This window comes from Roseibium sp. RP-7, assembly GCF_053005225.1.
Genome location: NZ_JBRKQA010000003.1, coordinates 689,232 through 708,175, shown reverse-complemented (window position 1 = coordinate 708,175; position 18,944 = coordinate 689,232). Strand labels below are relative to the sequence as shown.

Genomic DNA, 18,944 nt, shown 5'->3' with positions numbered 1-18,944 from the left:
TTTCATGACTAAAGCATTCAAAGAGCCGAAATGATTGGATTTGCAACGCGCCGCATCGTGCAGGCGATGATTGTCATGCTGGTGGTCGCCCTTCTCGCGTTCACCATGTTCCGCTTTGTCGGCGATCCCATCAACCAGATGGTCGGCATCGAAACCTCGATCGAAGAACGGGAGGCCCTGCGCGAGCGCCTGGGTTTGAACGACCCGGTTCCGGTCCAGTTCTTCCGTTTCGTCACCAAGGCCGCGCAATTCGATTTCGGCACGTCCTACCAGTTCCGTCAGCCGGTTTCCGAACTTTTCGCCAAGCGCATCCCAGCCACGCTCGAACTCAGCTTCGCGTCTGCGGTGTTTGCGCTCGTTGTCGGCATTCCCATGGGCATCTACGCCGGGCTCAATCGGGAATCGCCCGTTTCCAAGCTGTTTCTGTCAGTTTCGCTGATCGGCATTTCGCTGCCGACGTTCTTCATCGGGATCCTGCTGATCTTCCTGTTTTCCGTCACCCTGCAGTGGCTGCCGAGCTTCGGACGCGGCGAGACCGTGCAGATCGGATCCTGGTGGACGACCGGCTTTCTGACCATCTCCGGCCTGAAGGCGCTGATCCTGCCCTCCATCACGCTCGGCCTCTACCAGATGACCCTGATCATGCGGTTGATCCGAGCCGAGATGCTGGAAGTCATCCGGACCGATTACATCAAGTTCGCCCGGGCACGCGGTCTGCCGGACCGGCTGGTGAATTTCCGGCATGCCCTCAAGAACACGCTCGTTCCGGTCATCACCATCACCGGTCTGCAGCTTGGCGCGATCATCGCTTTCGCGACCATCACCGAGACCGTTTTCCAGTGGCCCGGCATGGGCCTGATGTTCCTGCAGGCCGTGCAGAACGTCGATATTCCGATCATGTCCGCCTATCTGCTGCTGACTGCCTTCCTGTTCGTGACGATCAATTTCATCGTCGACATCCTTTACTTCTTCATCGATCCGCGTCTGCGGGTCGGTCGGCCATAAGGGAGACCGACGCCATGCCTTTCGTCACCAACGAAGAAGCAAAATCCAGCGTTCAGGACAGGGCGGCACCGGTCAAGGAACCGGGGCGAATGGCCCGCGCTCTCGACAGCGACCTCTTTCATTCGTTCCTGAAATCGAAGGTCACCGTAGTCGCTGCCACCGGCACGGCAATCCTGTTCCTCCTTGCGTTCCTGGCGCCGTGGATTGCTCCACATGATCCGTTCGACCTGGCATCGATTTCCATCATGGACGCCCGCGTTCCACCGGTCTGGATGGAATATGCCGATCCCCGCTTCCTCCTGGGAACGGACGATCAGGGCCGCGATATGCTCTCCGGTATCTTCTACGGCATGCGGATCTCGCTGATCGTTGGCTTCTGCTCTGTTGTCGTCGCCGCCTTCATCGGCATCTCGCTGGGGCTGGTCGCGGGCTACATGGGTGGGCGGGTAGATGCGATCATCATGCGGATTGCCGACGTTCAGCTGACGTTTCCGGCCATTCTGATCGCCCTTCTGATCGACGGTGTCGCGCATGGCATCTTCGGCGCGATCGACCGGGAGGTCTTCGCCTTCTACATTCTGATCGTGTCGCTGGCGCTGTCCTTCTGGGTGCAATATGCGCGCACGGTTCGCGGTTCCACCATGGTGGAGAAGAACAAGGAATATGTTCAGGCCGCCCGTGTGATCGGCATTCCCTCGGTCATCATCATGGTGCGCCATATCCTGCCGAACGTCACCGGACCGGTGCTGGTGATCGCGACCATCAACCTGGCACTTGCCATCGTGACCGAAGCGACGCTCTCGTTCCTGGGTGTCGGCATGCCGCCTACCCAGCCGTCCCTCGGCACATTGATCGCCATCGGCAACGATTTCCTCTATTCGGGGGAGTGGTGGATCGCGATCTTCCCGGGCCTTGCACTGGCCCTGCTGGTGTTGAACGTCAACCTTCTGGGCGACTGGCTGCGCGACGCCCTCAACCCGAAACTCAGGTGAGGCCGGTATGAGCGTTCTCGATATCAAGGACCTGAGGGTCGAGTTTCCGGGCCGAAAATCTGTCTTCGTCGCCGTCGATGACGTTACCTTGAGCGTCGATGCCGGCAAGGTTCTCGGCGTCGTCGGAGAATCGGGTGCAGGCAAGTCGACAGTCGGCAACGCGGTGATCGGGCTGCTGCAGGAACCCGGACACATAGCCGGCGGTGAGGTCTATCTTCACGGCAAGCGCATCGACCAATTGCCTTACAAGGAAAAGCGTCGTTTGCGCGGCCGAAAGATCGGCATGATTTTCCAGGATCCACTGACGTCTCTCGATCCGCTGCAGACGGTGGAAAGCCAGCTTGTGGAGACGATCCGCACCCATTTGCCGCTCTCCGGATCGCAGGCCCGCCAGCGCGCGATCGAACTGATCGAGGCCGTGGGCATTCCAGATGCGCCCGAACGCATCAAGCAGTATCCGCATCAGTTTTCCGGCGGCATGCGCCAAAGGGTGGTCATCGCGCTTGCGCTGTGTGCGGAACCTGAACTGGTGATCGCGGACGAGCCGACAACCGCGCTCGACGTTTCCATCCAGGCGCAGATCCTTGAACTGATGAGGAAGCTGTGCCGGGAGCGTAACGTCGCCATGCTGGTGATCACCCATGACATGGGCGTAATTGCCGACATCACGGACCATGTGGCGGTGATGTACCACGGTGAACTGGTGGAATACGGCGAGACGACCCAGGTGCTGGGCGCTCCGGAACACCCCTACACCCAGAGTCTGATTTCCGCCGTGCCACGCCCTGATATCAAGGTCGAGCGGTTTCCGGTGGTCAACTACATCGAAAAGGCCGGCACGCCACAGAAGCAGATCGACATCGCCACACACTGGCTCGGCAAGGCACGCGACTATGAAAAAGTGTCCGGTCCGCTGGTCAAGGCAACGGACCTCGACATGCGGTTCGAGACCCGTGGCTCGATCTTCCCGTCCAAGCGCAAATACTTCCAGGCGGTCAAGAAGGTCAGTTTCGACATCAACGAGGGCGAGACCTTCGGCCTCGTCGGCGAGAGCGGGTCGGGCAAATCGACCATCGCGCGCCTGATCACCGGCCTCTACCAGCCGACCGGAGGGTCGATCCTGTTCGGCAAGACCGAGCTGACGTCGCTCAAGAATCGCAAGGACGTTCTGGCGATGCGTCGCCAGATGCAGATGATCTTTCAGGATCCCTATTCCTCGCTGAACGCCCGCATGCGCGTCAGCGACATCATCGCGGAACCGATCAAGTTCCACCGTCTGGCGTCAAGCAATGCGGAAGTGCGCCAGATCGTCGATGACCTGCTCGATCATGTCGGTCTGGGCGCGGCGGCCGGCAGGAAATTTCCGCACGAGTTTTCCGGCGGTCAGCGCCAGCGCATCTCCATCGCACGGGCGCTCGCGACGCGGCCCAGGTTCCTGATCTGCGACGAGCCCACCTCGGCACTCGACGTGTCGATCCAGGCACAGATCCTGAACCTTTTGAAGGATCTTCAGGAAGAACTTGGGCTGACCATGCTGTTCATCAGCCACGATCTGGCCGTGATCCGGCAGATGTGCAACCGCATCGGCGTCATGCGCCATGGCGAGTTGTGCGAGGTGGCAGACTGCGACCAGCTCTTCGAAGCGCCGCAACACCCCTATACACGCGAACTCCTGAACCTGATGCCGTCACTGGAGTTGCTGTCGCGGGCAAACCTCGCAACGGCCTGAAGGAACCGGCGGCGTTGTCGCCGGCCTTCCCAAGTCTTTGAAGATGAGTCTTTTTTCGGATTCGGCCGAGTCGCTGACTTGACTCCAAACCCCACCCCGATTCTCCGGTGACCGCAAAACGTTAGTCACAATCCAGTCCGAACCGGGCAGTTTTTGCCGCCCAGGGCGCCACTACGATCTGCACCCAAATAGATTCATTCTGATTTTTAGTCCGGACCCGATTGTTAACAGATGTTAACCATGTTTTTCCGGCGTGCCCAAACGTAAAAGGGAGAGCCTTTCGGCTCTCCCATTAATATACCACACCCCGAAATAATCTTCGTCCAGAGGACTATTAAATACAGGCCCTCAATACTTGCAGGCCGTTTAAAAAATTACCCGTTTATACTACCCGCAATTCAGTTTCGCTCAAGTTCCACGCTGCACAAATGGTCAGCACCCATTCCGATGCACTGCGACTGTGACAGGCAACATGCTTACCGAACTGACTCTGCGGCATTGCCTGTCTCCGGCCGCTCCCGCATTTTCAGACGGTCCCCAGGGCGTGCCGTTTGTATCTCCAGTTGGCCCACGACCCGGTTCCAGCAGAAGAATTCCAGATACGAGAGCCGACCGGCCATGCCGAAAACATCATTGATTTCAGTTCTTTGGGCATTTTTTCTTGTCATTGCCGTAGTGTGCCTTGTTCTGGCTCTGGCGGCAGCAGGCGGAGAACCTTCTGACGCCGCTACGTCACTTTTGGTTTTCGGTTCCTACAGCGCCTTAATTTTCAGCATGTTTTCCGCGATTTTTTCGCTTCTCGGCCTCTCTTTTTCGCTCAACACCTCTGTCGGCCGGCCCTTGACGCTTTTCACGGCGGTGGTCAGCACCGGATTGCTTGCCGTTTCGACCGGCCTCCACCTGTCCGGTCTGACATCGCCCCAGACCAATGCACCCGCCCTTGCCGCAGCTTTCCTGATGGTGCTGCGGGCGTTCGGTGTGGTTCTGCTGCCACCAAGGGGTGACCTCAGCGGAGTGCCACAAGCGGCATGGTCTGTCCTGTTGGCGCTGCTGGCTGCCGGTACCTGGTGGTGGGTCTTCGACAGGACCGAGGCCCCGGCAGCTCTTGCCGCCGCTCTGCTTCTTTCCTGGCCGCAACTGATCGACGGAATCAACGCATTCGCGGACAAGGTCTTTCACAAGGCAGCGCTGGCGGCAGGCGCCCGTGACATTGCCCCCGGCGCCTTCACCAAGGTCGCTCATGCCCGCGATATCCTCATCGACAAGGCTGCCGTGATGTCTGGACCCAACCTGATGGTCACCAATGTCATGGCCTTCAACAACGAGCCGAAAACGCTCCTGGCCGTTGCCGCCTCCGCGGAAGCCGGATCATCCCATCCAGTCGCCCAGGCCCTGCGCGAACTGGCCAGCCAGTGGCAGGTCGCCCTCAAGATGCCGGACCGGTTCGAACCGACACCTGGTCTGGGTGTTGTTGCGCTGCTCGGCGGACAGACCGTGGTGATCGGCACGACGGACCTCCTGAAGCGCCTCAAAATCGACAGTTTTACCGCCGACGCCATTGCCCGGTCGCTGGAAGCAGACGGCAAGACGGTGCTGCGCGTCGCTGTCGGGGGACGCGTCGTGGGTGTTTTAGGTCTGGAAGGCACATTGCGTCAGGACGCCGGCGTTGCGGGGATGGCCCTGCGCAAAGAGGGCCTCGTGCCGTGGTTGTTCAGTGGTGACAGCCCCAACACACGCAGCGCGCTGGCGGGCATGCTTGGCCTAGAGCTGACCGATGATCCGAAGCCAGGAGAAACCGCGCCCGAGGCCGCCTCACGCTGCTTTCCGGACATGCCTCCCCTTGTCCTGACCCTGTCGCAGGACCGTATGGCGCTGGAACTGCGCGAAGGCGCCACGCCCGGAAAGGACGGGACGGATGCAAGGCATTCCCCCCTTGCTGTCAGCGACACCGACGACATTGGAGCCTTCCCTGCCCTGAAGGCGCTGGCCATGCGCCGCAATCTGCTGGCAGTGCACGCCCGCCGGCTGCTGTCAGGTCTCTGGCTTTTCGCCGGCCTGTGCGGTGCCTTGACCCTCCTTCCGCTGTCGGCCGCACCCGTTCTTTTTGCTGTCTGTCTTGCCGTCCTTTGGACATTTGCCCGGTTTTCCATTGCAGATACGCTGCACCGGAATTCATGACGGGCGTATTCTCAGATTGTGGAACCGAAATCGGGTTTCAGCGCCTTTACAGCCTCATGGAGCTGGTGTTTATCGGCTTTTGACACTTTGTGAGTGCATTGAGGGATGAGGCGACATGAGCGACACCAAAACACCGAAACTGCGGTCCGCCGCCTGGTTCGACAATCCCGACAATCCGGGCATGACCGCGCTCTATATCGAGCGTTACCTGAATTTCGGCATCACACGTGAAGAGCTGCAGTCGGGCAAACCGATTATCGGCATCGCCCAGACCGGCTCTGACCTTTCACCCTGCAACCGCCACCATCTGGAGCTGGCCAAGCGCGTGCGCGAAGGTATTCGCGACGCCGGTGGTATTGCCTTCGAATTTCCGGTTCACCCGATCCAGGAGACCGGCAAGCGCCCGACCGCGACACTGGACCGGAACCTGGCCTATCTTGGTCTCGTCGAACTGCTGTATGGCTACCCCATCGACGGCGTGGTGCTGACAATCGGCTGTGACAAGACCACACCTGCCTGCCTGATGGCCGCCGCAACTGTGAATATTCCGGCCATCGCGCTGTCTGTCGGTCCGATGCTGAACGGCTGGTACAAGGGCGAGCGCACGGGCTCCGGCACCATCGTCTGGAAAGCCCGCCAGATGCTTGCTGCTGGCGAGATCGACTACAAGGGCTTCATGGACCTCGTCGCCTCCTCCGCGCCGTCCGTCGGCTTCTGCAACACCATGGGCACGGCAACGACCATGAACTCCCTAGCCGAAGCCCTGGGCATGCAGCTTCCGGGGGCGGCCGCCATTCCGGCGCCTTACCGTGAGCGCGGTGCAATTTCCTACGAGACCGGCAAACGCATTGTCGACATGGTGCGCGAGGACCTGAAACCCTCCGACATCATGACCCGCGAAGCGTTTGAAAACGCCATTGTCGTCAACTCGGCCATCGGCGGTTCGACCAATGCACCGATCCACCTGAACGGCATTGCCCGCCATCTGGGTGTTGAACTGGACAACGACGACTGGCAGGAGATCGGCCATGACGTGCCGCTGCTGGTCAATCTGCAGCCGGCCGGAGAATATCTCGGCGAGGATTACTTCCACGCAGGCGGCGTGCCTGCTGTCGTCGCGGAGCTGATGCGAAATGGCAAGCTGCCGCATCCGGGCGCGCTTACCGTCAACGGCAAGGGCATCGGCGACAATTGCGACGGTGTCGTCACAGACCTGCCGGACGTCATCAAGCCGTTCAACAATCCGATGAAAGACAAGGCCGGTTTCATCAACCTGAAGGGCAACCTGTTCGACAGCGCCATCATGAAGACCAGCGTCATCTCGGAAGAGTTCCGCGACCGCTATCTCTCCAATCCGGACGATCCGGAAGCGTTTGAGGGTCGTGCCGTTGTGTTCGAAGGGCCGGAGGATTACCACGACAACATCGACAATCCGGACCTTGAGATCGATGAGCACTGTATGCTGTTCATTCGCGGCACCGGCCCGATCGGTTATCCGGGTGGTGCCGAGGTGGTCAACATGCAGCCACCCGCAGCCCTGATCAAACGCGGGATTACATCCCTGCCCTGCATCGGCGACGGCCGTCAGTCGGGCACATCCGGTTCGCCGTCGATCCTGAACGCATCACCGGAAGCTGCCGCCATGGGTGGACTCGCGCTTTTAAAAAGCGGGGACCGTGTGCGCATCGATCTGAGAAAAGGCACTGCCGACATCCTGATTTCCGATGAGGAACTTGCGCAACGACGCACGGATCTGGAAGCGGCGGGCGGCTTCAAGATTGCGGAGAGCCAGACACCCTGGCAGGAGATCCAGCGCGCCATGATCGGGCAGTTCGACAAGGGCATGGTTCTGGAGCCGGCGGTTAAATACCAGGACGTCGCGCATACCAAGGGGCTGCCACGGGACAACCATTGATCTTACGATCCTGTCAGTTGGATTGCCTCTGGCACCGCGAAATGTTGAAATTCTCCGTCATTGCCGGACTTGATCCGGCAATCCATGCGATGATCACGGCGGCCGCGCTGCGGGTGAAACGACATGGATCCCATGGTCAAGCCATGGGATGACGGAGGGTGTGGCGAAACGCTCCCGGTGGCGCATCTCTTTCGACACAGATTTCCACTTGACGATTACGTAAACGTCATGCTTCAAGAGGGCAAAGACGGGCTCCGGCCCAATTCAAACGGGAGAAAACGACATGTCCTTGGAACAGCTTACCGAAGGTGTCCGCGCGAAGGTTGCCGATGGCGGCATTGAAGAATCCGTCAAGTTCGATCTTGGGGAAACGGGTATCATCTTCCTGCAAGGCTCCAGCGTTTCCAACGAAGATGACGAGGCAGACTGCACCATCAAGATGTCCGCCGAAGACCTCGGTGACCTTCTCTCGGGTGATCTGAATCCGACGGCTGCCTTCATGGGCGGCAAGATGCAGGTGGAAGGTGACATGAGCGTTGCCATGAAACTCGGCAGCATCGTCTAAGCAAGCCTTTACAGCAGACCTTTTCAAGCCGGTCCCAACAGGGCCGGCTTTTTTTGTTCCACGATCCCACTCCCACCTCCCCCATTCGCATCAGCCTCATCCTGAGGAGCCCGGTACAGCCGGGCGTCTCGAAGGATGGGCCGCTTGTTTCGGAGTGTGCCGCCCATCCTTCGAGACAGGCCTTTGGCCTTCCTCAGGATGAGGTGGTGAGGAGGAGGGCGGGTCAGGGACATGTGGACTGGTCATCTAATCGGCAAACAAAAAAACGGCGGGCAAGGCCCGCCGTTCGAGTTTCTGGATGATCCGGGTCGTTACCGGTTTGTGATGATTTCCGGTCCCATCAGGCTGTAGGGCAGCCAGGTGGACAGGGCCGGGACGTAGGTCACCAGGATGAGGAACAGGAGCAGGATGAGCACGAACGGCGCTGCCGCCTTGACCACCTGCACCAGACTCATCCCTGTTATCCCCGATGTGACGAACAGATTGAGCCCGATTGGCGGTGTGATCATGCCGATTTCCATGTTCACGACCATGATGATGCCGAGGTGAACCGGATCGACGCCGAGTTCCATGCCGATCGGGAAGACCACCGGCGCCACGATCAGAAGCAGGCCCGACGGTTCCATGAACTGACCACCAAGCAGCAGCAGCAGGTTGACCGCGATCAGGAAGGTGAACCAGTTGAAACCGGCTCCGACCATCCAGTCGGTGATTGCCTGCGGAATCCGCTCCGATGTCAGCACGTGGGCAAACAGCAGGGCGTTGACGATGATGAACATCAGCATGATGGTCGTCTTCGCCGCATCCACCATCACCTTCTTGGTGTCCTTGTGGAACATGGCCGGAAGAAACTTCCAGACGATCAGTCCGATATTCCGACCCCAGATCTTTGCGCCGATACCATAGATCGACGGCAGCTCGGCAGGGCTGACACGGCCGCGCAGAAGCGGATAGCCAATCAGCGCAGCCAGCAGGACAATGGCACTGTCGATGCCGTAGAAACCCTGTCTGTCCGTGACCATGCCGGCGATGCTCGACCAGGCGAACATTGCAGCAAACCCGTAGGTGATGGTCTTGAAACCGGCCAGCCCCAGAGGGCCGTCCTGTTCCTGCACCCAGCGAATGCCACTGAGCGGGCCCATGTCGCGATAGACGAAGAGAGCCACCAGACAGGCGTAAACGGCCGCCACTGCCGCAGCTTCGGTCGGGGTGAAGATACCGCCATAAATGCCGCCCAGGATAATGACCATCAGGAACAGGCCGACGGCCGCTTCCATCATGGCATGCCAGATTTCCTTGAAGCCCGGCCACGGCTGGGCCGGCAGGTTCTTGACGCGTGCCATGACATAGATGGCGATCATCAGCATCAGACCGGCGATCAGCCCTGGAACCACACCGGCAAGGAACATGCGGCCAACGGAAACGTTGGTTGCAGCCGCATAGACCACCATGACGATGGAAGGCGGGATCAGGATGCCGAGCGTACCGGCATTGGCAATGACGCCCGCGGCAAACTCCTTCGTGTAGCCTGCCTGCCGCATGCCGGCGATGGCGATCGTACCGATCGCGACCACGGTTGCGGGCGAAGAGCCTGACAGAGCTGCAAACAGCATGCAGGCGAAGACGCCGGCGATCGCCAGACCGCCCCGGATCGCACCGACGGACGCGATCGAGAAGCGGATGATGCGCTTGGCAACACCGCCCGTCGACATGAAGGCCGATGCCAGAATGAAGAAGGGAATCGCCAGGAGTGTGTAGTTCTGCGACGCCGTGAACAGCTGCAGCGCCACCGACGAGATGGAATCGTTGGAGAAGATGGCAATCGCCAGAACGCTGGACAAGCCGAGCGAAATGGAGATCGGAACGCCCAGGAACAAGAAGCCGAGGACGAGAATGAAGAGAATTGCTGCTTCCATTGCCCCGGCCTCAGTCCTTCAAGACGTCTTTGTTTTCAGCGACGAGGTCTTCCGCCTCATGCGCGGCGATCATCATCTCGCGCTCGCCGGTAATGATCTGCCAGGCCGCCTGGATGCAGCGGAACATGAACAGGAACAGGCCGATGGGCAGGATCAGATAGGCGATCCAGCGTTGAACACGCTCTTTCGTGCCGAAGGTTTCAATGATCGCGTCGGGATAGCGCAGGTCGTCGAGACCGATGCCGATCTTGTACATCTTGGACCAGTAGTCGATCGCGCCGCCTCTGGTATCGAGACCGAAGATGTGCAGCCATTCCGACCAGAGCAGCGTCAGCGCATAGACAACGCCGCAGAGCGCACCGAACACGGCAACAGCCCGGAACACCGGCTTGGGAAACAGGCGGATGACCGCATCGACGCCCAGATGCGAGCCGATTTTGACGCCATAGCTCATGCCGAACAGGATCAGCCAGGCGAACAGGATACGTGTGAATTCCAGGGCACCGGTCCAGCCGGAATTAAAGCCGTATCGCGCCACCACCTGGGTGAAGGATACGATGGTCATGGCGGCCAGGAGAAAGGCGAGTACACCTTCCTCGAAGCGCGTGACCCAATTGTCGACGCGTTGCATGCGTTTCCCCCGAATTGGCCTCTTGGTTATCAGCGTGTCCGCCGGCATGGTTGCGCGGGCGGCCGCGGGACCTTGGCAGAAGGGCCGGACGATCCGGCCCTTCCAGGAGTTGTTTCAGGTCAGCCTTAGCTGGCGTTGTTGGAAGCGACGGCGGAGTCGATCAGGTCCTTACCGATATCGCCTTCAAACTTGTCCCAAACCGGCTTCATGGCGCCAACCCATGCCTTGCGCTGCTCCGGGGTCAGTTCACGAATGGTGGAACCGGCATCCAGAACGTTCTGGCGGTTCTGGGCTTCAGCAGCTGCTACGTTACCGTTTGCGGTTGCTGTGACTTCTTCCACGATAGTCAGGAACTGGTCACGAACTTCCGGGTCCAGGCTGTCCAGCCACTCGTCGGAAGTGACGAGCAGGTAAGCAAGCAGCTGGTGGTTGGTTTCGGTGATGCCGTCCTGCACTTCGAAGAACTTCTGGGTGTAGATGTTGGACCAGGAGTTTTCCTGACCGTCCACAACACCGGTCTGCAGTGCACCGTAGACTTCCTTGAAGGCCAGCTTCTGAGCGTTGGCGCCCATGGCTTCGATCATGGCAACAGCCACGTCAGAGGTCTGCACGCGGAACTTCAGGCCTTTTGCGTCGTCCGGAACCAGCAGCGGCTTGTTGGCGGAGAACTGCTTCAGGCCGGAGCTCCAGTAGCCGAGGCCCTGGAAACCGTAGTCGGTCATGGAGTTCAGGAGTTCCTTGCCGTTTTCACCGGTGGTGAAGCGCTCGACGGCGTCCAGATCCTGGAACAGGAACGGCAGGTCGAACAGGCGGAACTTCAGCGTGTAGGCTTCGAACTTGGAAAGCGACGGCGCAGCAAGCTGAACATCGCCCAGCAGAAGAGCTTCCATTACCTTGTCGTCGTCGAACAGCTGAGAGTTCGGGAACACCTGCATGCAGGCCTTGCCGTTCATCTCGTCGTTGACGCGTTCCGCCAGCAGCGTGGCAGCGTCGCCTTTCGGGTGGCCGGTTGCGGCAACCACGTGGCTGAACTTGATGACGATTTCACCGTCATTGCAATCGTCAGCCGCATAAGCGTTTGCAGACAGGGCCAGAGACGCCGCGGTAGCTGCGGCGAGAGCGAATTTTTTCATCGGATGTCCTCCCAGACATTTCAGTATGACGGCCATTCGGGCCGGACAGCGTGGTGGCTGGTCGGCACCCTATTGGCAAAGTCCGTGCCAAGTGCCGGAAGAGCAACAAAAAGCGTCGATTTCTGCAGGTTAACAAAAAGTTTCAAATGAACCTGGTCGGGAGAGACTTTCGTTTATGGGTCGAGTCAGACACATGGCATCAAACCGGATGTGTCGAAACCGACACATTTCAGGCCTGCTACATCATATTTTAAGCCGTAAAGCGCCGAATTATCAGTGCCAGATAGCGCCTGAAGACCGGTCGTGGCGCAGCTTGACCTTCAGGCGTGCCAGCTTGTCCGGATTGCGCATGTTGTAGATACGCTCCAGCCGCCCATCGGCGTCATAGGCGAACATCACGGCTGTCACGATCTCGTCGCCGTAGAACATGACGAGGCCACGCGTTCCGTTCAGATCCAGTATCTTGATCTGGCAGGGCTCCCAGAGGCGGCCAAGAATAAGAACCGCGTAGCGAGCGACCTCGTCCGCGCCTTCCAGGATCCGGCTCATGGCCGTTGCCTTGCCGCCACCATCGGACTGGAGTTGTACTGTTTCGGCGAGAAGGCCCGTCAGGTGGTCCGTGGATCCTGTTTCAATCGCGGTGAGAAAGGCAGACAGGATCCGATCCTGATGATCGGCCGGAGGAACAAAACGGGAGGTCGGACCCTGCACATGTCTGCTTGCCCGGGATACCAACTGGCGGCAGGCCTGTTCGGTAACCCCCAGAGTTTCGGCAACTTCGTCATAGGGCTTTGCGAAGATCTCGCGCAGCAGGTAGGCGGCGCGCTCCTTCGGGCTGAGGCGCTCCAGCAGCAGGAGGAACGCCGTCGTCAGGGATTGTGCCCTGTCCAGATCGGTCTCCGGGTCCGAGCCACTTTCGAACTGAAGCGGTTCGGGGATCCACGGGCCGACATAGTCGACCCGTTTCCTGTGAGCGGCCTTGAGAGTGTCCAGGCAGCAATTGGTGCAGACCGTGGTGAGGAATGCTTCCGGATTCAGGATGCCGGCACGGTCCGTGGATTGCCACTTCAGGTATGTGTCCTGCACCGCATCCTCGGCATCCGCCATGGAGCTGAGCATGCGATAGGCCAGCCCCATCAGCTTCGGGCGTACCGTCTCGAAAACATCGATGCCTGGAGCGTCACTCATGTCAGTGGTTCGATACCTGTACCCGGTTCCACAGATTGATCATCGCGACCGCGGCGGTGATCGCACTGATCTCGGCGTCATCGAAGTGGCGGCGCAATTCACCGCGCAACGCCTCATAGTTCGTATCGACCTGAAGACTGGTCAAGGCTTCCGTCCAGGCAAAGGCCGCCTTCTCCGCCGGCGTGTAGTCATCAACGTGCCGCCAGACCGTCAGGCGCTGCAAACGCTCCTGGGTCTCGCCCGCGTCGAGCGCTTCCTGGGTGTGCATCTTCACGCAATAGGCACACTGGTTGATCTGCGAGGCACGCAGATCGATGAGATGCCGCAGTTTCGGCTCCAGCCCTGCCTTGCCGATCTCACCGCTGGCAGCAACGAAACGCTTCACGATATCGGGGACATTTTCGTAGTGATTGATGGCATTAGAGGTCGTCATTGGCGTGTCTTCCATTCAGGTTTCAGGGTGTGACACAGGGTTGACGACCGGGGGCAGCGATTTGTGACACCGGCCCGAAACTTTTTTCGGCCATTCGTTTTGCCGACCCGCCCAGCAAGCCGGGACGGCAAGGAAATCAGGTCATTGTCAGACGGAAAGCGCTTCGTCCTTGCCGAGACCGTATTTGCGCATTTTCTCGTAAAGCGCCTTTCGCGAGAGCCCAAGGTTCTCGTAAGTGGGCTTGATGGCACCGTCGTTGCGCTTGAGTTCGGCGACGATCAACGCCCGTTCATATGTCGCAACCTGTTCGAACAAGGTGGATCCGGCACCGCTGCTGGGCGCGTTGACCAGCTCGACACCGAGCACGAAACGGTCGGCGACATTGCGCAACTCGCGGACGTTGCCCGGCCAGTCCCGCGCCATCAGCTCGGCGAGATATTCCTCGTTGATGTCTGGGATCTCGCGCCGGTAGCGTGCCCGGGCTTCCACCGCCAGATGCCGGAACAGGAGGGGGATATCCTCCAGCCGGTCGCGCAACGGTGGTATGGCAACGTTTACGACATTGAGCCGGTAGAACAGGTCCAGCCGGAACCGGCCTTCCTTGCCGGCGGCCTCGAGGTCTTCCTTGGTGGCCGCGATGAAGCGCACATCCAGTTCGATCGCCTTGTTGGAGCCGAGCCGTTCGATTGTCCGGGTCTCGATCACGCGCAACAGCTTGACCTGCAGTTCCAGCGGCATGGATTCGATTTCGTCCAGAAACACGGTGCCCCCATGGGCATGTTCCAGCTTGCCGATGCGCTGTCCGCTGGCACCGGTAAAGGCGCCCTTCTCGTGGCCGAAGAGTTCAGATTCGATGATTTCGGCAGGAAGCGCCCCGCAATTGAGGGCGACGAAAGGCTTTTCCTTGCGGGGACCTTCGTCATGCAGTGCCCGGGCGACCACCTCCTTGCCGGAGCCGGTCTCCCCCAGGATCAGCACATCGGCATCGGTTGCCGCCAGGGCCGTGACATTGCGGCGAAGCAGTTCCATGGCGGCGGTGCGCCCCACGAGACGGCTTTCCAGGCCCGTTCGGTCTGCCAGCTCCTCGCGCAGCTTTCGGTTTTCCAGCACCAGCCGGCGCTTGTCGAGCGCGCGTTCCACCACTGAGGCAAGGCGCGAAACGGAAAAGGGCTTTTCCATGAAATCATAGGCACCGGCGCGCATGGCCTCGACCGCCAGTGGCACATCGCCATGGCCGGTGATCAGCACCACGGGCAGGGCGGGATCGATCTCGAAGGCCCGCTTCATGACCTGGAACCCATCCGTCCCGGGCATGCGAATATCTGTAACAAGCACGCCGTAGAACCCGCGGTTGACCCGCTCCAGGGCTTCTTCCGGTTCGCCGGTCGCAAACACCGCCTGGCCGGACAACTCCAGCCCCTGGCTCAAGGAGCCACGCAGGTCCGCTTCATCGTCAATCAGTAGGACGGTCGCCTGATCCATTAACGCCTATCTCATTTCATTCCGCTGCAAGGACATGCTCATCGGCCACCGGCAGGCGCATGGTGAACACCGCACCGCCACCGTCGCGATTCGCCGCCTTCAGCGATCCGGAAAAGTCATGAACGATCTTGTAGGCAATCGACAAGCCCAGCCCGAGCCCGGCGCCGACATCCTTGGTGGTGAAAAACGGGTCGAAGATCTGCGGCAGCACATCGGCATCGATGCCTGTGCCGTTGTCACTGACTGTCAGCACCGCTTCGCTGCCTTCCTGCCTCAGTTCCAGCCGCACTTCAGGCATGGCAAGCGATGCGGCATTGCCGCTGACGGCATCCAGTGCGTTGGACAGGAGATTGATGACCACCTGCTCCAGGCGGATGCGCCCGCCCTTGACGATGATATCTTCTGTCGGCAGCGCCAGATCGAGACGCACCTTGCTCTGCTTGATATGTGGCTGCAGCAGCAACGTTGCCTCGTCGATCACCTGGCGCAGGGACACCGGCTTGATGTCGGTGCCCGACTTGCGCGTGAAGCCTTTCAGCGTCTTGGCGATTTCGGCCATGCGGCTGACCATGCCTTCGATCCGCGAGAGATTGCCGAGGGCCTCGTCCGCACGCCCCCGCTCGATCAGCATGCCTGCCACTTCGGCATCGGAACGGATAGCTGCCAGTGGCTGGTTGTACTCGTGACTGAGAGCCGCAGACATCCTGCCGAGCGTTGCCAGCTTGGCTGCCTGCACGAGTTCGGCCTGGGCCAGACGCAAATCGGCTTCAGCCTGTTCGCGCTCGCGCACTTCCTGTTCCAGAAGGACGTTGGTGCGGCGAAGATCCGCTGTCCGTGATTGCACACGGCGCTCCAGGCGCAGTGCGCTCGCCCGGTTGCGCCGTTCCTGGCGCACGAATTCTTCCCGCCTGACGATCAGGATGGCGATACCTCCGGCGGCGATCACACAGACCAGAAGCGCGACCAGCATGGCCCAGCCGGATCGCTGGCGGGCATCCTCGATCGTCACAAGCGTTCTGACCTGCCAACCGAGAACGGCCAAGTTCTCCGTCAATTGCAGGTAATAGTAGGGAGACGGCGTTGCCGGCAGCAGGACCTCGATGCGTTCCGCCACCGACATGTCGGCGATATCCCGGCCGACAGAAAGCTCGTCCATCCGCTTGCCGCGCCATGCGGGCACATTGGTGACCACAATCCGGCCACTGCCATCCAGCGCGACCAGCGGTTCCTTGCTGAGTGCCCAGGCCTGCTCGACGTCTTCCAGACTGACCCGGACGGCAATCACGCCGACGATGGAGCTACCCCGGCGCAACGGCGAGGCGAAGACATAGTTCGATGCGGCCTCTGGCGTACCGGGAATGAGCTGCCGGCCGAGCTGGCCCTGAAGGGCCTGTTCGAAGGCATGTCCGATGCGTTCCGCCCCGCCGAAGGAGCCCGTCGGCACACCGTCCTGGCTGGAGACCACGACATTGCCTTGCCTGTCCATCAGCCAGATCTCTTCCGCGCCCGACATGCCGGCAGCGATCGCGGCGATGCCGGGGTCTCCAGACCTGCCCGTGCTCATCAGCAACTGACCGATATCCGGACCACGTGCCAACAGCGGCGACAGCAGGCGGAACTTGTCGAGAAGTCTTTCGAGAACGGCTGTCTGAACCGCAAGATTGGCCCGCGCACCGGTTTCCACCTCCGCAAGCGTGATCCGCAAGCTGGCAAGCCCGGTCAGCCACATCAGTGCGACCGTCGACAGGATCGCCGCCGCTCCGATACCGATCTTCAGCCTGCGCCAGGTCCGGCGCTTGGTCTTGCGCAACATCGCGTCAGTATAAACAAGCCGAGCGCCGCGTGAAGCGGGAGCCTTATCCAGCGAAATCCTCCCCGGTAGCCGTTTCCGACAGGGCTGGTGCACGCTGGCGCCGGTCAATGGCAACGCTCTTGATCAGAACCGTGACGTCCTTGCCTGTGTGGAGATCGAGATCCGCAACGGACGCGCGGGTGATGCGGGCACGCAGCACCTGTCCGCTGACGGAGCAAAGAATTTCCGCATAGGGGCCGCTTTCACTCGAAATACTGCGGATTGTCACGGCGAAGGCATTGCGGATGGACAGGCCCTCCGGCGGTTTGACCGCCAGGGCAACGTCCCTGGCCCGGATGCGCAGGCGCACCGCATCGCCCGGCACGGCTGCCATATCCGGTATCTGCAGTGTGGCTCCGCCGATATCGACATCGGTCAGGCCCCAGTCCGGGTCACATCTGGTGACGGTACCTTCCAGCAGCGCGCTGGCCTCGTGACGGCCGGTTGCCCGGCCCAGATCGGTCCGCGCGAGCATGTCGGCCACCGGTCCAAAGGCGGGCGTGCGTCCATCCGACAGGATCACGAGCGTGTTGGACAGGCGCGCCACTTCCTCGATGGAATGGCTGACATAGAGGATTGGGATTCCCGCTTCCACGCACAGACGGTCCAGATACGGAAGAATGTCGTTTCGCCGCGCTTGATCGAGATTGGCCAGCGGCTCGTCCATGATCAGGAGCCGCGGGTCCGACAGAAGCGCCCGCCCGATGGCCACCCGTTGCCTCTCGCCGCCAGAAAGTGTTCCGGGCTTTCGCTCCAGGAGCCCGCCCAACCCCAACAGATCGACCACTTCGGCCATGTCCCGGGTTCCAGGCCTGCGGCCCGCCCAGCGCGCATAGGTGAGGTTCGAGGCAACGCTGAGATGCGGAAACAGCCGGGCATCCTGAAAGACGTGACCGATCCTGCGTGCCTGCACCGAGAGGTTGATACTCTTGTTCGCGTCGAAAAGGGTCGTGCCGTTGACGGTGATATGTCCGCTGAGCGGCTTGATCAGCCCGGCGATCATGTTGGTGAGCGTTGTCTTGCCGGCCCCCGACTGGCCGAAAAGCGATGTCACCCCGCCACGGCTGTTGAACCGGGCTTCAAGATCGAGCTGACCGACACGGCCGGTGATGTCGACATCAAGCATGACCGCCCCCCATGCGCGCGCGCAATCGGCGCGCCAGTGCTTCCGAGGCGATCAGCGCCGCGAAGGCGACAAAGGCCGCAATCAGTGTCAGGCGGAAGGCAGCCAGTTCTCCACCCGGGGTCTGGGTAGCGGTATAGAGCGCCAAGGATAGGGTTCTTGTCTCCCCCGGAATGTTGGAGACGAAGGTTATGGTCGCACCGAATTCGCCCATGGCCTTTGCAAAACCCAGGATCGCGCCACCGAGAATTCCCGGCAGGGCAAGAGGCAGGGTGACCGTCAGAAAGGCGGTCAGGCGATGGGCACCGAGAGACTTGGCCGCTTCTTCCAGTTTCGGGTCCACGGCTTCGAAGGAAATTCGGATCGGCCTGACCATCAACGGAAAAGCCATCACACCGGCAGCAAGCGCTGCGCCGGTCCAATTGAAGGCGAAGGTGACACCGAAGACACTGTCCAGAAACGATCCGACCGGACCCTTGCGGCCAAAGGTCAGCAGCAGCACGTAGCCCGTGACCACCGGTGGCAAGACAAGCGGCAGATGCACAAGAGCATTGACGGCGCCGTGGCCGGTGAACCGGTAGCGGGCAAGTACGAAGGCCATCAGAACGGCAAGCGGCAGCGCGACAGCGAGGGCGGCAGAAGCGACCTTGAGGGTCAAGAGAAGGGCCTGCCATTCCCCGGGCTGGAGATTAAAAAAATCCACGTCTGCTCAGTCTTCTCGTTCCGGTACGCGGCCGAATTTTCTCAGCCACCTGCCGTTATCGGTTAGAACACCGCAGGAACGCAAGATGTCCTTTGTCTT

15 protein-coding genes are annotated in these 18,944 nt (G+C 60.4%); 6 read left to right on the top strand and 9 right to left on the bottom strand.

The features are described from left to right. Positions 1-30: 30 nt before the first annotated feature. The 6 genes from ACVDG9_RS26175 to ACVDG9_RS26150 all read left to right on the top strand — a co-directional run bounded on the left by ACVDG9_RS26175 (position 31) and on the right by ACVDG9_RS26150 (position 8,384). A complete protein-coding gene (locus tag ACVDG9_RS26175; protein ID WP_023002301.1) occupies positions 31-1,005 on the top strand; it encodes an ABC transporter permease in 975 nt (324 codons plus the stop codon). 14 nt (positions 1,006-1,019) lie between these two features. Then, positions 1,020-1,997, top strand: a complete 978-nt coding sequence (locus ACVDG9_RS26170; RefSeq protein WP_023002302.1) for an ABC transporter permease — start codon at positions 1,020-1,022, stop codon at positions 1,995-1,997. 7 nt (positions 1,998-2,004) lie between these two features. Next, positions 2,005-3,726 carry an ABC transporter ATP-binding protein gene (locus ACVDG9_RS26165; protein WP_077291308.1) on the top strand — a complete coding sequence of 574 codons (1,722 nt, stop codon included), beginning with the start codon at positions 2,005-2,007 and terminating at the stop codon, positions 3,724-3,726. A 774-nt stretch (positions 3,727-4,500) separates the two neighbouring features. Next, complete coding sequence (locus ACVDG9_RS26160; protein ID WP_447239351.1) at positions 4,501-5,904, top strand: HAD family hydrolase; 1,404 nt, start codon at positions 4,501-4,503, stop codon at positions 5,902-5,904. Positions 5,905-6,019: 115 nt separating this feature from the next. After that, positions 6,020-7,819: an IlvD/Edd family dehydratase gene (locus ACVDG9_RS26155; protein ID WP_023002305.1), complete on the top strand. Its 1,800-nt coding sequence runs from the start codon at positions 6,020-6,022 to the stop codon at positions 7,817-7,819. 283 nt (positions 7,820-8,102) lie between these two features. Further along, positions 8,103-8,384: an SCP2 sterol-binding domain-containing protein gene (locus ACVDG9_RS26150; RefSeq protein ID WP_023002307.1), complete on the top strand. Its 282-nt coding sequence runs from the start codon at positions 8,103-8,105 to the stop codon at positions 8,382-8,384. A gap of 311 nt (positions 8,385-8,695) precedes the next feature. Here the strand turns inward: ACVDG9_RS26150 and ACVDG9_RS26145 are convergent, their stop codons facing one another. From ACVDG9_RS26145 to modB, 9 genes are all read right to left on the bottom strand, one after another. Beyond that, on the bottom strand, positions 8,696-10,300 hold the full coding sequence (locus tag ACVDG9_RS26145) for a TRAP transporter large permease (protein ID WP_023002308.1): 1,605 nt from the start codon (positions 10,298-10,300) through the stop codon (positions 8,696-8,698). A 10-nt stretch (positions 10,301-10,310) separates the two neighbouring features. Then, positions 10,311-10,931, bottom strand: coding sequence for a TRAP transporter small permease (locus ACVDG9_RS26140; RefSeq protein ID WP_023002309.1), 621 nt, complete (start codon positions 10,929-10,931; stop codon positions 10,311-10,313). 125 nt (positions 10,932-11,056) lie between these two features. Then, positions 11,057-12,064, bottom strand: coding sequence for a DctP family TRAP transporter solute-binding subunit (locus ACVDG9_RS26135; RefSeq protein ID WP_023002310.1), 1,008 nt, complete (start codon positions 12,062-12,064; stop codon positions 11,057-11,059). A gap of 273 nt (positions 12,065-12,337) precedes the next feature. Further along, positions 12,338-13,252, bottom strand: coding sequence for an RNA polymerase sigma factor SigJ (gene sigJ, locus ACVDG9_RS26130; RefSeq protein ID WP_023002311.1), 915 nt, complete (start codon positions 13,250-13,252; stop codon positions 12,338-12,340). A gap of 1 nt (position 13,253) precedes the next feature. Next, entirely contained in the window at positions 13,254-13,685 is a 432-nt protein-coding gene (locus tag ACVDG9_RS26125; protein ID WP_031269919.1) for a carboxymuconolactone decarboxylase family protein, read from the bottom strand. A gap of 147 nt (positions 13,686-13,832) precedes the next feature. Next, positions 13,833-15,167, bottom strand: coding sequence for a sigma-54-dependent transcriptional regulator (locus ACVDG9_RS26120; RefSeq protein ID WP_023002313.1), 1,335 nt, complete (start codon positions 15,165-15,167; stop codon positions 13,833-13,835). A 16-nt stretch (positions 15,168-15,183) separates the two neighbouring features. After that, a complete protein-coding gene (locus tag ACVDG9_RS26115) occupies positions 15,184-16,980 on the bottom strand; it encodes a sensor histidine kinase (protein WP_023002314.1) in 1,797 nt (598 codons plus the stop codon). 43 nt (positions 16,981-17,023) lie between these two features. Next, complete coding sequence (gene modC, locus ACVDG9_RS26110; protein ID WP_447239350.1) at positions 17,024-18,145, bottom strand: molybdenum ABC transporter ATP-binding protein; 1,122 nt, start codon at positions 18,143-18,145, stop codon at positions 17,024-17,026. Further along, positions 18,138-18,845 carry a molybdate ABC transporter permease subunit gene (gene modB / locus ACVDG9_RS26105; protein WP_055660401.1) on the bottom strand — a complete coding sequence of 236 codons (708 nt, stop codon included), beginning with the start codon at positions 18,843-18,845 and terminating at the stop codon, positions 18,138-18,140. Before modB ends, modC begins: the two co-directional genes overlap by 8 nt. Positions 18,846-18,944: the final 99 nt, after the last annotated feature.

Coding starts and splice junctions, on each gene's coding strand:
- ACVDG9_RS26175 (WP_023002301.1), top strand. CDS start 31: ATGATTGGATTTGCAACGCGCCGCATCGTGCAGGCGATGATTGTCATG.
- ACVDG9_RS26170 (WP_023002302.1), top strand. CDS start 1,020: ATGCCTTTCGTCACCAACGAAGAAGCAAAATCCAGCGTTCAGGACAGG.
- ACVDG9_RS26165 (WP_077291308.1), top strand. CDS start 2,005: ATGAGCGTTCTCGATATCAAGGACCTGAGGGTCGAGTTTCCGGGCCGA.
- ACVDG9_RS26160 (WP_447239351.1), top strand. CDS start 4,501: ATGTTTTCCGCGATTTTTTCGCTTCTCGGCCTCTCTTTTTCGCTCAAC.
- ACVDG9_RS26155 (WP_023002305.1), top strand. CDS start 6,020: ATGAGCGACACCAAAACACCGAAACTGCGGTCCGCCGCCTGGTTCGAC.
- ACVDG9_RS26150 (WP_023002307.1), top strand. CDS start 8,103: ATGTCCTTGGAACAGCTTACCGAAGGTGTCCGCGCGAAGGTTGCCGAT.
- ACVDG9_RS26145 (WP_023002308.1), bottom strand. CDS start 10,300: ATGGAAGCAGCAATTCTCTTCATTCTCGTCCTCGGCTTCTTGTTCCTG.
- ACVDG9_RS26140 (WP_023002309.1), bottom strand. CDS start 10,931: ATGCAACGCGTCGACAATTGGGTCACGCGCTTCGAGGAAGGTGTACTC.
- ACVDG9_RS26135 (WP_023002310.1), bottom strand. CDS start 12,064: ATGAAAAAATTCGCTCTCGCCGCAGCTACCGCGGCGTCTCTGGCCCTG.
- sigJ (WP_023002311.1), bottom strand. CDS start 13,252: ATGAGTGACGCTCCAGGCATCGATGTTTTCGAGACGGTACGCCCGAAG.
- ACVDG9_RS26125 (WP_031269919.1), bottom strand. CDS start 13,685: ATGACGACCTCTAATGCCATCAATCACTACGAAAATGTCCCCGATATC.
- ACVDG9_RS26120 (WP_023002313.1), bottom strand. CDS start 15,167: ATGGATCAGGCGACCGTCCTACTGATTGACGATGAAGCGGACCTGCGT.
- ACVDG9_RS26115 (WP_023002314.1), bottom strand. CDS start 16,980: ATGTTGCGCAAGACCAAGCGCCGGACCTGGCGCAGGCTGAAGATCGGT.
- modC (WP_447239350.1), bottom strand. CDS start 18,145: ATGCTTGATGTCGACATCACCGGCCGTGTCGGTCAGCTCGATCTTGAA.